The organism is Sphingobacterium sp. UBA5639, from assembly GCF_002421245.1.
Classification (GTDB): Bacteria; Bacteroidota; Bacteroidia; order Sphingobacteriales; family Sphingobacteriaceae; genus Sphingobacterium; species Sphingobacterium multivorum.
The window spans coordinates 20,574-34,450 of the sequence record NZ_DIJR01000006.1 but is presented as its reverse complement, the minus strand read 5'-3'; the positions used below and the strand labels follow the sequence as shown (position 1 = coordinate 34,450).

The 13,877-nt window shown below is 38.3% G+C and carries 12 protein-coding genes; 4 read left to right on the top strand and 8 right to left on the bottom strand.

The features are described from left to right. Positions 1 to 195: 195 nt before the first annotated feature. The 6 genes from efp to B4Z90_RS05840 all read right to left on the bottom strand — a co-directional run bounded on the left by efp (position 196) and on the right by B4Z90_RS05840 (position 6,324). Positions 196 to 756, bottom strand: coding sequence for an elongation factor P (efp, locus tag B4Z90_RS05865; protein ID WP_046674772.1), 561 nt, complete (start codon positions 754 to 756; stop codon positions 196 to 198). A 257-nt stretch (positions 757 to 1,013) separates the two neighbouring features. Next, complete coding sequence (locus tag B4Z90_RS05860) at positions 1,014 to 1,643, bottom strand: ABC transporter ATP-binding protein (protein ID WP_312208582.1); 630 nt, start codon at positions 1,641 to 1,643, stop codon at positions 1,014 to 1,016. A 17-nt stretch (positions 1,644 to 1,660) separates the two neighbouring features. After that, positions 1,661 to 2,449 (bottom strand): acyl-ACP--UDP-N-acetylglucosamine O-acyltransferase, encoded by a 789-nt coding sequence (lpxA, locus tag B4Z90_RS05855; protein WP_075990789.1) that lies wholly within the window; start codon positions 2,447 to 2,449, stop codon positions 1,661 to 1,663. 10 nt (positions 2,450 to 2,459) lie between these two features. Next, a complete protein-coding gene (locus B4Z90_RS05850) occupies positions 2,460 to 3,860 on the bottom strand; it encodes a bifunctional UDP-3-O-[3-hydroxymyristoyl] N-acetylglucosamine deacetylase/3-hydroxyacyl-ACP dehydratase (protein ID WP_172840641.1) in 1,401 nt (466 codons plus the stop codon). A gap of 139 nt (positions 3,861 to 3,999) precedes the next feature. Further along, on the bottom strand, positions 4,000 to 5,040 hold the full coding sequence (gene lpxD / locus B4Z90_RS05845; RefSeq protein ID WP_075990787.1) for a UDP-3-O-(3-hydroxymyristoyl)glucosamine N-acyltransferase: 1,041 nt from the start codon (positions 5,038 to 5,040) through the stop codon (positions 4,000 to 4,002). Positions 5,041 to 5,073: 33 nt separating this feature from the next. Beyond that, positions 5,074 to 6,324 carry an HD domain-containing protein gene (locus B4Z90_RS05840; RefSeq protein WP_120333046.1) on the bottom strand — a complete coding sequence of 417 codons (1,251 nt, stop codon included), beginning with the start codon at positions 6,322 to 6,324 and terminating at the stop codon, positions 5,074 to 5,076. 220 nt (positions 6,325 to 6,544) lie between these two features. Here B4Z90_RS05840 and B4Z90_RS05835 point away from each other — a divergent pair, with 220 nt between their 5' ends. The 3 genes from B4Z90_RS05835 to B4Z90_RS05825 are packed head-to-tail and all read left to right on the top strand — an operon-like array spanning position 6,545 to position 9,584. Further along, positions 6,545 to 8,098, top strand: coding sequence for a PglZ domain-containing protein (locus tag B4Z90_RS05835; RefSeq protein ID WP_286801574.1), 1,554 nt, complete (start codon positions 6,545 to 6,547; stop codon positions 8,096 to 8,098). 12 nt (positions 8,099 to 8,110) lie between these two features. After that, entirely contained in the window at positions 8,111 to 8,521 is a 411-nt protein-coding gene (gene tsaE / locus B4Z90_RS05830) for a tRNA (adenosine(37)-N6)-threonylcarbamoyltransferase complex ATPase subunit type 1 TsaE (protein WP_286732256.1), read from the top strand. A gap of 16 nt (positions 8,522 to 8,537) precedes the next feature. Continuing rightward, on the top strand, positions 8,538 to 9,584 hold the full coding sequence (locus B4Z90_RS05825; protein WP_075990783.1) for an ABC transporter ATP-binding protein: 1,047 nt from the start codon (positions 8,538 to 8,540) through the stop codon (positions 9,582 to 9,584). 9 nt (positions 9,585 to 9,593) lie between these two features. Here B4Z90_RS05825 and B4Z90_RS05820 read toward each other — a convergent pair whose 3' ends face one another. Both B4Z90_RS05820 and B4Z90_RS05815 read right to left on the bottom strand, forming a co-directional pair. Further along, positions 9,594 to 10,445 carry an alpha/beta hydrolase gene (locus tag B4Z90_RS05820; RefSeq protein WP_286801570.1) on the bottom strand — a complete coding sequence of 284 codons (852 nt, stop codon included), beginning with the start codon at positions 10,443 to 10,445 and terminating at the stop codon, positions 9,594 to 9,596. A 112-nt stretch (positions 10,446 to 10,557) separates the two neighbouring features. Then, positions 10,558 to 11,769 carry an alanine dehydrogenase gene (locus B4Z90_RS05815; protein WP_286767411.1) on the bottom strand — a complete coding sequence of 404 codons (1,212 nt, stop codon included), beginning with the start codon at positions 11,767 to 11,769 and terminating at the stop codon, positions 10,558 to 10,560. Between the two features lie 134 nt (positions 11,770 to 11,903). Here B4Z90_RS05815 and B4Z90_RS05810 point away from each other — a divergent pair, with 134 nt between their 5' ends. Further along, entirely contained in the window at positions 11,904 to 13,829 is a 1,926-nt protein-coding gene (locus B4Z90_RS05810; RefSeq protein ID WP_070561708.1) for a polysaccharide biosynthesis protein, read from the top strand. Positions 13,830 to 13,877 lie beyond the last annotated feature (48 nt).

The window sequence follows — 13,877 nt, the reverse complement described above, 5'->3', positions numbered from 1 at the left end:
TCCATCACTTATGCCAAGATCAATCAAAAATAGCATTCCTTCCAATTCAATTTTTATTTAAGCTTCAAAAGCAAATAGAAATTCTCGTTCAGAATAGAAAAACCAGGTGTTAAACGCAGTCTAGTCATAAAAAAAACGGCCTTGTAGCGAGCGCTAACAAGACCGAATAATCAACCTAAACCTAAAATCTTTCTATTATTTTACGCGCTCGATATAATTACCTGTTTGCGTATCGACTCTTACTTTCTCACCTTGATTAATGAACAACGGTACCATAATTTCAACACCAGTCTCTACAGTTGCTTTTTTCAACGCATTTGTAGAAGTATCTCCTTTTACAGCCGGTTCAGTATATGTAATTTCTAACTCAACACTTTTTGGAGCTTCTGCCATGATAGGCTCATCACTTTCAAAAGCAATAATTACAGTCATTCCCTCTTTCAAGAAACGAGCTGAATCACCGAACAAAAATTTAGGAATATTGAATTGCTCGTATGTATTGTTATCCATTACCACGAAGAAATCTCCATCCTCATACAAATACTGATAATCGCTAGTTTCTACACGTGCAATTTCTACAGATTCGTCAACTCTAAAACGGTATTCAACTAACTTACCAGTTTTAACATTACGCATTCTCGCTTGATAAAACGCACGTAAATTGCCTGGTGTACGGTGTATATATTCTTCTACGGATACTAATTCTCCATTAAATCTTAAGATATTTCCTGATTTTACCTCTGATGCCTTAGCCATTCTTTGAATTGAACTTTAAACGGTTATCTCATTATTGAGTCGTCAAAAGTACAAAAACTAATTGTGTTATTAAAATTTCATTCGCTACTTTTTTTTCTGAAAGTGTTTGTTTTTATTGGCCGGAGAGAACCTTCAGTTCACTTTCGTAGCTGTTAATGGTTATGCAATCTTGATGGTTTATGGGAAATAATCATTTTTGATACAGGACAAAAAACTTTTCTCCTATTTTTAATAGGGCAGAAACAATTGTTGATCCCCTAAGACTTGAAATCGACGATAGAAATACTTTCATCGCAGAATTCATACTCTTTTTTTTGGTTGGAACAGACGATAAACAATCTAGATTCCACTTTTGTGCGCTCAATTAAACGAAGATACCATTGTTCACCCGCACTATCCAAATTACTTGTAGGCTCATCCAACAAAACCAAGGCAGATGCAGAACAACAAGCTAGCGCTAGCTTTACACGTTGACGCATGCCTGATGAAAAAAACCGGATCTCTCTGTCAAGCGCATGTTCCAATCCCAATACGTTTACAACAGTTTCTTTATCAAAAGAAGGAAGATAATTTTTAAATTTAAAATGAAAATCAATCAGCTCGTTTAAGGTAAACTCCTCGATCAGTTCAACATAAGGAGCTGCGAGAGACAGCTGCTGATATATAGTTTCCACACCTAGGACTTGGTCTCCATCCGTGTAGATCAATTCACCCGATGAGGGTGTCAAACTACTTGAAAGCACTTTTAGGAAAGTGGACTTCCCAGAACCATTATGGCCAAGGATGGCATAACTCTTGCCGGACTCGAAGGTATAGTTTATATGCCTAAAAATCCATTCATTGTTATACCTCCTACCAATATCTTTTAATGTAATTTTCAAATTCACTAGAATCGACAACGCGACTACATCGCTCTATTATTGAATCCTTTCATGATACCCCGGCCGGAGTTCCGAATAAAATCCAAAATTTCATCACGGATTTCCGTTGCCTGATATTCAGCTTCTATAATTTCTATTGCTTTAGCCAGGTTTCTGTTTTGGACAAAAAGAATTCGATAAAGATTCTGAATCTCGGCAATTTGCTCTTCCGAAAATCCTCTTCTTCTCAATCCAACAGAATTAATACCAGCATAAGAAATCGGTTCACGTGCGGCCTTAACAAAAGGAGGAATATCCTTACGCACCAATGAACCACCGGTAACAAATGCATGCGAACCAATTTTGACAAATTGGTGAACAGCAACCATTCCAGCAAGTACAACATAATCACCTACTGTAATATGTCCAGCAAGTGTACTGTTGTTCGAAAAAACACAATTATCACCTACTTCACAATCATGTGCAACATGACTATAAGCTTGGATCAAACAGTTTTTTCCAATGACCGTTTTATACCTATCCTTGGTTCCTCTATTGATTGTTACACACTCACGAATGGTTGTATTGTCTCCAATTTCAGCTGTGGTAATCTCACCATCAAATTTTAAATCTTGAGGTTCCCCAGAGATTACTGCACCGGGATATATTTTACAGTTTTTTCCAATTCGAGCTCCATCCATGATCGTCACATTTGATCCTATCCAAGTGCCTTCACCAATGACGACATCTTTATAAATGGTTACAAATGGCTCGATGACCACATTTTTAGCAATTTTTGCCTCCGGATGAATATAAGCTAATGGCTGTATCATCTATACTACTTTAGTTGTTATTTACTCTTACGATCTGTGCCATAAGCTCCGCTTCACACACGATTTTCTCTCCTACCATAGCCACACCTTTCATTTTTGCGATACCTCTTCGGATCGGCTCCATCAAGTCACATCTAAAAATAACAGAATCCCCTGGAGTTACCTGCGCTTTAAAACGTGCATTTTCAATTTTAAGGAATAAGGTCAACCAATTCTCTGGATCAGGAACCGTCTTCAGTACTAAAATTCCCCCTGTTTGTGCCATAGCCTCTACTTGCAAAACACCAGGGAATAATGGTGCACCAGGAAAATGTCCCATAAATAAATCTTCGTTCATGGTAACATTCTTCAAACCCACAACATGTGTTTCTGTCAACTCAAGAATTTTATCGACCATAAGCATGGGTTGACGATGAGGTAAAATCTTCATGATTTCAACCGTATCGTATAATGCCGGCATATTGGGATCGTAAACTTTAATTTTTTTACGTGTTTTATCTTTCTTGATCTGCTCCTTTATCTTTTTTGCAAAAGCCACATTCGCTGCATGGCCTGGCCTTGCAGCCATAATATGCCCTTTCAAAGGTCTTCCGACTAGCGCTAAATCTCCAACCATGTCCAACAATTTATGTCGAGCAGGTTCATTTTGGTAACGCAATTGATTATTGTTTAATATTCCTTCCTTAGCAACTGCAACGGTTTCTTTATGAAAAAGATGCGCTAATTTTTGCAATTCCTCAGGAGAAGTCTCCTTGTCCACAATAACGATTGCATTACTTAAATCACCACCTTTAATAAGGCCATGATCAACCAACATTTCCAATTCGTGTAAAAAACAAAACGTACGCGAAGAGGCTATTTCAGATTTAAAATCCTCAATCGATGTTATTGCTGCATGTTGACTTCCCAACACAGGCGAATTAAAATCGATCATACAAGTCAAACGATAACCATCCATTGGCATGCCCAGTATTTCGACTTTGCGATCTGGCTCTGCATAATGAATATTATTCGAAATCTCATAATAATCCCGATCAGCATCTTGTTCCTCAAATCCCGCTTCCTCTAACAACTTCACAAAAATAGCTGAACTACCGTCTAGAATTGGTATTTCAGGACCATCAATATCAATCAGCACATTATCAATTTGTAAACCAATTAACGATGCCATCAAATGTTCAATTGTACTCACACTTGCTCCATTCTGCGTTATTGTCGTCCCCCTGGAGGTATCCGTAACATTATCCGCATCAACCAAAATTTCTGGTTGCCCCTCTAAATCTACACGTCTGAACTTAAACCAGTGATTTTCCGGAGCGGGTTTAATAGTCATCGATACAATTTTTCCTGTATGAAGACCTACCCCCGAAATTTCAACCTCGTTTTTGATGGTTCTCTGTTTTACATTCATTTCTAATAACATATTTTTAAATCAAAACTTCTTTTGACAAAACATTTATCCTTTAAGCTATATCGATGTTCGCCATCGCCTTGCTAGGAATGATTATTTCATCACAATTAAAGAACAGTTTATTTTCAATGAAAAATAATTATTTCAATTTTTTTTCTACTAACTTTTCTAACTCTTGGATTCGTTTTTCCAACTCAGGAAGACGTGCAAAAATTACATTGGAGCGCAACTGCGGCTGGTAAGGCATCACTGGCGTACCGCCCCACTTTTTACCTTCTTCTTTAATCGATCTATTCACTCCTGATTGGGCTTGGATTTGAGAGCCCTTTGCAACAACAATATGTCCAACGACACCAACCTGACCTCCTAAAACCACATGTTCTCCAATTTTTGAACTACCAGAAATACCTGTTTGCGCTGCGATTACGGTATTCTTTCCAATATCAACATTATGTGCAATTTGAATCAAATTATCCAACTTAACACCATCGCGCACTATTGTAGCGCCCATTGTTGCCCTATCGATTACAGTATTGGCGCCAATCTCGACATTATCCTCCACTTGCACATAACCAATCTGAGGTACTTTTTTATATGTTCCGTCTTCTTGTGGAGCAAATCCAAATCCATCCGATCCAATCACAACACCAGAATGTACTACCACATTTTTCCCAATCTTACAATCATGATAAATCTTTACGCCTGGGTAGAGTGTTGTATTATCGCCAATCGTAACTTTATCGCCAATATAGACTTGTGGGTAGATTTTCACGTTATCTCCAATGGAAGCCCCACGCCCAATATATACGAATGCACCAATATAACCTCCTTGGCCGATCTCCGCTTCAGCATGTATAAAATGTGGTTCCTCACGTCCGCTTTTGTCAAGACGAAACTCATTATACATATTCAAAATAGTAGAGAAAGCAGCATATGCATTCTTAACCCTTATGATCGTCAATGTTGGCTTAGTTGCCTGCGTCAATTGTAAATCTTCATTAACAATTACAATCGAGGCATCAGTAGTATAAATAAAATGCTCATATTTTGGATTTGACAAAAAAGAAAGATCGCCTTTTTTACCTTCCTCAATTTTGGCAAGGTTACCTACAGTAACTTCTGGATTTCCTTCAATCCGTCCTTCTAATAATGTCCCTATTTGTTGCGCAGTAAATTGCATGGTACAAATCTATGTTTTTTTATTAAAAAATAACTACTTGATGGAAGTAATTGCAACATATCCCACCTCTTTTGGATAACATAAGGCGTATTTAGCTACATTTTTCGACAGTGCTTCCAAATTACCTAGATCAGAAGCCTCCGTTATATCGACGAGCTCGCCCGATTTCAATAGTATTTTAATTTGATCCCTGGAAGAATTATAGGCCCGGTTTTGAATTTCTTGCATAAATACATAATAATGAATATCCTCTTGAGCCACCCCCATCTCAGCTTGTACTTTCGCCTTTACTAAATCAACATATTCTGGCAAGAATGGCTTATCACTCATGACAGATCGATATAAATTACGTTTCATAACACGTTGGCACATTGCACTTAAAATAGGATCCTCATGACGTTCCCATGTTTTTATGGCAGACATAATATCCGTATCATCTAAACGAGTAAACCAATCCAAATGTAACGGGTCATCCAAAAAGTTAGTTTTGTTGACCTGCTGGCTTAAAAACCAATGAAACGCCGGAGTAGAAAAGAGCTTATGGCCAGCAGCCGTCAGATATTTTGCCCGCTGCAGAATTTTAATCAATAACTGTTCCGCACCGATAACGGTCTTGTGTAAATAGACTTGCCAATACATCAACCGCCGCGCAATCAGAAATTTCTCTACAGAATAAAGTGCTTTATACTCCACCACTATTTCATCCTCCACCACATTGAGCATTTTTATAATCCGGTCAAATGAGATGACGCCTTCCGATACGCCTGTAAAAAAACTATCTCTATTGAGGTAGTCCATTCGATCAACATCCAATTGGCTCGACACCAATTGATGAAGAAATTTACGTTCGTATTTATTATTAAAGATTGTAATTGCAAGACTTAGTCTTCCACCCAGATCATTGTTGATTCGATCCATTAAAAGGGAAGACAATAGCTCATGAGAAACACCTTCAATCAAACTATGCTCCAAGGAATGTGAAAAAGGGCCGTGACCTATATCATGCAGCAATATTGCCGACAGAACAGCCTCCTCTTCATCCCCTGAAATTATAACACCTTTACTCCGCAAAGTTTCCAATGCCATCGACATCAAATGCATCGCTCCTATGGCGTGCTGAAAACGAGTATGCAAAGCTCCGGGATAGACGAGATGTGTCATGCTCACCTGCTTAATATAGCGGAGCCTTTGGAAATAAGGATGTTGCACTAGGTCAAAGACCAATCCTGTAGGAATAGCGACAAATCCATATACCGGATCATTAATAATTTTATTTTTGTTCAATGTGGAAACAAATTAATACGATCATCAACACTATAAATATGAAACCGAGCCCTTTAATCGTGAACTCCTGGTTAACACTAGTATAAACTTAAAACAAAGATAGTTAGTTCATCGTTAAGAAATGTTAAAAATAAAATCTGAAGCACGATATTTGCTTATGTTAGCATGAGATCGAAAATCCGATCCTCCCCTCTACTACTAATAGACATATAATAACAAGATGCAAAAAACACATATTCTTTGGGCTGACGATGAAATTGACTTTCTAAAACCACACATTTTATTTTTAGAAAGCAAGGGTTACAAAGTTGACACAGTCAACAATGGAAATGATGCCGTTGAAGCCTTTAAAAATGGTTTTTTCCACCTCGTTTTCTTAGACGAAAATATGCCTGGGCTAACCGGGCTCGAAACACTTGCCATACTCAAATCGATCAACCCTACTGTCCCCGTTGTTCTGGTCACAAAAAATGAAGAAGAACATGTCATGGAAGATGCCATCGGCTCCAAAATAGATGATTATCTTATCAAGCCGGTCAACCCCAAGCAGATCTTGATGACAATAAAAAAATTAACGGAAAACAAACGTCTTGTCAATGAGAAAACATCCATAGCTTATCAACAAGACTTCCGCAATTTGGGGATGATCCTGAATGACAATCTGGATTTCAACCAATGGTCAGAAGTTTACAAAAAACTTGTCTACTGGGAATTGTCCCTCGAAAAGCTTGAAGATAACAATATGCATGAAATTCTGACGATGCAAAAATCCGAAGCAAACATGCAATTCTCCAAATTTATAGAAAACAACTATATCCAGTGGATTAATCGCCCCGAAAACGCGCCCATTCTATCACACCAGCTATTTAAGAAGAAGGTATTTCCGACCATAGAAGATGATATACCGACATTTTTCTTTTTAATAGACAATTTGCGTTTCGATCAATGGAAAATTATCAATGAGGTAATCACCGACTATTTTAGACTTGAGGAGGAGATAAACTATTACAGTATTTTACCAACAGCAACACAATATGCTAGAAATGCCATCTTTAGTGGATTAACTCCACTGGAAATGGAAAAACGCTTCCCTAAATTATGGCAAAACGATGAAGATGAAGGTGGCAAGAATTTATATGAGGATAAATTTTTAGAAGATCAGATCAAGCGACTTTACCGCAAGTCTATAAAACACTCTTACACGAAAATTTTGACCCTGGAACAAGGAAAAGACGTGTTAGACAATCTCGGCAATTTGATGCACAATCAACTGAATGTATTGGTGTATAACTTTGTTGACATGCTTTCGCACGCGCGTACGGACAGCTCTATGATTCGTGAATTAGCAAACGATGAAGCGGCTTATCGCTCCCTCACTTTGTCATGGTTTGAACACTCACCTCTATTGGAGGCTTTAAAATGGCTCTCACAAAAGAAAGTTCGTGTGATTATTACAACCGACCATGGCACGATCCGTGTAAAAAAGCCAAGTAAAATTGTTGGTGATCGAAATACAAATACAAATTTGAGATATAAGCAAGGGAAAAATCTGAACTATATTGACAAAGATGTTTTTGCTATCAAAAATCCCCACGAGGCACAGTTGCCTAAACTTCATGTTAGTTCAACATACGTTTTTGCCAAAGAAGATTCGTATTTTGTTTACCCCAACAACTACAATCAATTTGTCAATTACTTTAATGGAACATTCCAACATGGTGGAATCTCTTTGGAAGAAATGATTATCCCCTTTGCGACATACTTACCGAAATAGTAATTTTGCAACATGGAAATTATTGTAAATACGACAGCAGATCTATCTCAAGCGGCTCAGACACTTTTAAATAGTTTTCCAAAGGACCGGATTTTTCTATTATATGGTTCAATGGGAGCAGGAAAAACAACTTTTGTAAAATACCTGTGTAAACAATTAAATGTACAAGATAGTACATCTAGTCCAACATTCTCCATTGTTAATGAATATGAGTCTCCCGCAGGCCCCATATATCACTTTGATTTTTACCGCATTAAAGATGAGCAGGAGGCATTCGATTTTGGCTATGAGGAATATTTCTATTCAGGTGCATATTGCTTTGTTGAATGGCCGGAGAAAATCCCCAATTTACTTCCTGAAGAAGCAAAAGAGATACATATTAGCATCATAGATGCAACAACACGTAAAATTTCTATTCGTTAACTACCTTTTCTCTACTATGGCTCATTTATCATCTTGTCAATATATTCCATCTGATATCCATGTTCCCGGACTAGCGGCTATACACGCCGAGCACCTTAGCTTTTCCTTTCATGAGAACAATATGCAGTTTGCTGTTGAAAATAGTTCTTTCGATATCGATGAAGGAAAAATAACAGCAATCATTGGTGAATCTGGCAGTGGAAAAAGTACATTACTGCGACTTATCTACGGTCTTTTGGAACCAACTGGGGGCATTGTGCGCTATAAAGGTTGGCAGGTTCCAACGCGCAAGGACAAGTTGATCCCCGGACATGATGCCATGAAATTAGTCTCGCAAGGCTTTGACGATTTGAATACGTATGCCAATGTATGGGATAATGTTGCATCGCAGTTGCCAAACACAGATATCAAACGCAAACAAGACAAAACTGCGGAAATATTACAACGTCTACGGATAGATCACCTCGCTAAAAAAAGAGTAGCAGACATCAGTGGCGGAGAAAAACAACGTGTCGCCATCTGTCGTGCTTTGATCAACGAGCCTGAAGTTTTACTAATGGATGAACCCTTCAATCAGGTTGATGCCTCTTTTAGGGATACCTTGCAACAGGACATAAAAGATATTGTTAAAGAAACTGGGCTGACCGTCATTTTAGTTTCACACGATCCTACGGAAGTACTTGCTTTAGCAGATAACCTCATCGTGATGAAATCTGGTAAAATCCTAGATCAAAACAATCCACATGTATTGTATAGCAATCCATCGCACCCTTATACGGCGCAATTACTGGCAAAAAGCAATATATTACAAGTTGAGCAAGCTCAAAATTTAGGCATAACAAGCGAAAAACCAGTCGCGATACATCAAGAATGGATTTCAATAAGTCCTTCTGAGCAGTCTACTTTTTTTGTAAAAGATGTGCGATTCAGAGGTTTTTATTATGAAATCGTCGTCAGTAATAATGAGATTAACTTACATGCGATTATAACATCGCAGATAATTCCACAGAAACTACAGGCTGTCGATCTAACAATATCTCACTGGATACATTTTGACCATTAATTGTATATCCTAGTCTTGTGTGTCTAGCCAAGATAAAAATGCGTCAAACCATAACTTGTCTGAGGTTTTGTTAATTAACCCAAAGCCGTGCCCCCCTTGCTCAAAGGTATAAAGCTTGTTGGGCACTTTTGACTTGTCCAAAGCTGCCATCATTCTATAGCTATTTTCTATTGGCACAGCCATATCGTCTTTGGCATGCACAAAGAAAACCGGACAAACTTCAGGAGATACCTGCAAATTGGAAGAAAAAAGGTTGATTTGGTCTTCTGAAGGGTTTTCTCCGATGAGATTTATACGCGAACCTTTGTGTGTGATATCATTTTGCATAGAGATTACAGGATAAATTAATCCAGCAAAATCAGGTCTTAGGGATACATGTGAAGGATTCACTATATAGTCTTTCTTAAACTTCGTTATTAAAGTGGAAGCCAAATGTCCGCCTGCGGAAAATCCGATAACCCCCACCTTTCGAAGTCCGGGGTGCAGGGTTCTGATCAATTGCATTGCCCGCTGCGCGTCCTGAAGAGGCCCTATAGATTTGTCACGCATGATATTCGGCGAAGGCAATCGATATTGCAAAACATATGCCGAATACCCATTTTTCACCAACTCTTTAGCAACGGCATGTCCCTCATGATCCATTGCGATATGAGCATACCCGCCCCCAGGAATAACCAGTACGGCGATATTTTTATCGACACTTTTATCTGCTGTATAGGCAAATAGCTTGGGGACGTTCTTTTCTAAATTTACCTGCTCTTTATCAGTCGCATTTGGAATAGAATCTGCATAAAGGTTGATTGCCTCCTGCGCTTTAACAAGCGAGATCAAGGAACATAAAATCATAAAAACTTTTTTCATTTAAATAACATTTAAAAAAGATCGCAAAATTATATTTACTAGAAATATCCTTCCATTTTACATGCAACATCTGCATGGAGTAGATCAAGAAGCAGCTGGATACGCTTAGAATTTATAACGAAGAGACGACTAATAAATCTAAATCCTTTGCTGTCATATTAAACCTGGAGGCCATATCTATATTCGTCAGATTACCTTGATACAAATAAATGGAACTTCGAATACCAGGGTTCTTCCAAATGGCATTTTTCAATCCCCCGAGTTCAGCAAAATCGAGTAAAATCGAAGTGAAGATATTGCTCATGGCATAGGTGGCTGTTCGCGCTACCCGAGACGCTATATTAGGAACACAATAGTGAATAACATCAAATTTCCGAAAGATAGGTTTATCGTGAGAGGTCACCTCCGAAGTTTCAAAATTGCCCCCTTGATCAATGCTTACATCTATAATAACGGAATTGGGTTTCATTTTAGAAACGGTCTCTTCCGAAATCACGCAAGCGGAACGTCCATTAAGCGCTCGTAAAGCACCGATAACAACGTCTGAACTGATCACGGCTTTGTTTAAAATAATAGGTTGTATAACAGATGTAAACACAAGACTACCCAGGTTATTTTGTAGGCGTCTAAGTTTATAAATCGAATTATCAAATACTTTTACCTCTGCTCCTAGCGCCAAAGCCGTCCGAGCAGCTTGTTCACCAACGGTCCCTGCGCCGATAATAACAACTTCGGTCGAGGCTACCCCGGTAACGCCGCCGAGCATCAGTCCCTTGCCTCCAAATGCATTGCTCAGATACTCTCCAGCAATTAAAGTTGCCGTCGCCCCTACGATTTCACTCATAGCACGAACCACAGCTAGGCAACCGCCCTCATCTCTTAAATATTCGTAAGAAATTGCGGTAATTTTTTTATGCATTAATGCCTTTAAGACATCCAAGTTCATAAGTGAAGGTTGCTGAGAAGATAATAAAAGCTGTCTTTCTTTCATCAGCTTGACTTCACTAATTACAGGGCTGCCAACCTTGATGATCAGATCCGCTTGGTACACTTCTTCTCTTGAAGATACAATACGGGCTCCCTGCTCACTATAATGGTGATCCAAAAAATTGGCTCCTGCTCCTGCTCCCGTCTCAATGATTACTTCGTGCCCATTTTCTACCAATAATGCAACCGCTAATGGTGTCAGGCAAATTCGCTTTTCCTGAAGCGAGATTTCTTTTGGAATGCCAATAAATAAACTTTTTGCATTCTTTTTCTTCTCAAACAGCATCTCTTTTGGAGAAATCATAGCCTGACTCGCAAGCTTTCCTAACTCATTCATCTTGTAAAATTGATCGTTAGCTAAAATTACAATAAATAATCAATCTTATCAAACGAAGATAAATTTGGTTTGGCACAGCTTTGGAATGAAACAAATTTATCTACATTTGTTTTAAATTAATCAGATATAATACCATGCTCAGTAAAGTCAATATAGTGCCACGGTGGATCATTTTTTTATTGGACATCTTTAGTGTATCCGTCGCTTATCTCCTCGCAAATGTCATTTATTATGATTTTAATTTCGATTTTTTACTCGATATTGATTTTAGCATTCGTTACATTTTATTTATCGGTGTATGTTCTTTGTCGTTCTATCTCTTTAAAATGTATACTGGGATCGTGCGTTACACAAGCGCCATCGATTCCATACGTATATTATCAACGATAACATTCAGTGTGTTTGTTCTCCTCGTTATAAAACTAGTTATCCAAGCAAATGAAATCGAGCGCAACATTCCAACGGCACTCATTATCTTCTTTGCCCTATTCTCCTTCCTTATTTTAACTGTATATAGAACAATTATTAAGATTTTCTTTCTATACACCAAAAAAGTCAACGGTTCCAGAAAAAAAACACTGATCTACGGAGCTGGTGATTTGGGGATTGCTGTAAAAAGAACCTTAGACCATGATGTACGTTCCAAAAATGCTATTGTAGGATTTTTGGATGATAATGATCAAAAAATCAACAAAGTAATTGATGGGACCAAAATTTACTCTTCTCAAAAGTTTAGCCACCTCATCAACACACTAAATATTGAAGAGGTCATCATCGCGTCACACAACATCCCTTCGGACCGCAAAAATGAAATAACAGATGTCGCGCTCGAAAAAAACGTCAATATTTTAACACTTCCGCCCGTTAAAAAGATCATGAATGGCGACCTTAACCCCAATCAGATTCAGAAAATAAAAATTGAAGATTTGTTGGAAAGGGAGCCGATCAAGATTAACGACGACCACATCTTAAGCCAGACGAAGGGCAAAAGAATCCTTGTTACTGGAGCAGCCGGTTCTATCGGAAGTGAAATTGCAACCCAATTGGGAAGATACGAGCCCCAGATGATTATTCTTTGTGACCAAGCAGAGTCCCCCTTACATAATCTCCAGCTTGACCTTCAAGATGAATTCCCAAATCAAGTCTATCATACTTATATAGCAGACGTCCGAAGTACAAAAAGGATGCAATTGCTTTTTGACACGTTCAAGCCGCACTATGTTTATCATGCGGCAGCATACAAACATGTGCCAATGATGGAAAACCATCCTTTGGAAGCGGTACAGACCAATGTTATGGGAACAAAGAATTTGGCGGATTTAGCCGTAGAATTTCAGGTTGAAAAATTTGTCTTTGTCTCTACCGATAAAGCTGTAAATCCCACGAATATCATGGGGGCGACAAAACGTATCGCAGAAATCTATGTACAATCGTTAAACAATCATTTGGAAAATACATTGGGGGCAAGTGTTCACACCAAATTTATAACAACACGCTTTGGCAATGTCTTAGGCTCCAATGGATCTGTTATCCCCCGATTCAGGGACCAGATTCAAAAAGGTGGCCCTGTAACCGTTACTCATCCAGAAATTACACGGTATTTTATGACCATTCCCGAAGCATGCCGACTAGTCCTTGAAGCTGGAACAATGGGACAAGGTGGCGAAATTTTTGTCTTTGATATGGGTAAATCTGTAAAAATAGTAGAGCTAGCTAAAAAAATGATTCGCCTTTCGGGATTTAAACCGAATGAAGATATTGAAATAAAATTCACGGGATTAAGGCCTGGTGAAAAACTATATGAGGAATTACTAAATGATTTAGAGAATACCTTACCGACGCACCACGAGAAAATCATGATCGCCAAAGTCAGAGAAAATAATTATGATAGGGTGTGTATGAAAATCGGAGAATTGCAACAGCGTTTAGCGACGCAGAACAAAAACGAAGTTGTCTATCAAATGAAAATTATTGTACCTGAATTCAAAAGTAAAAACTCCATCTACGAACAGCTAGATAAGGAAATTGAACTATCGAATGAGTCGGAAAACCAAAGTTAATTCACGTTAAAATTTGCAAAACACTTGCAAATTTGCTCGAAAAGTGTA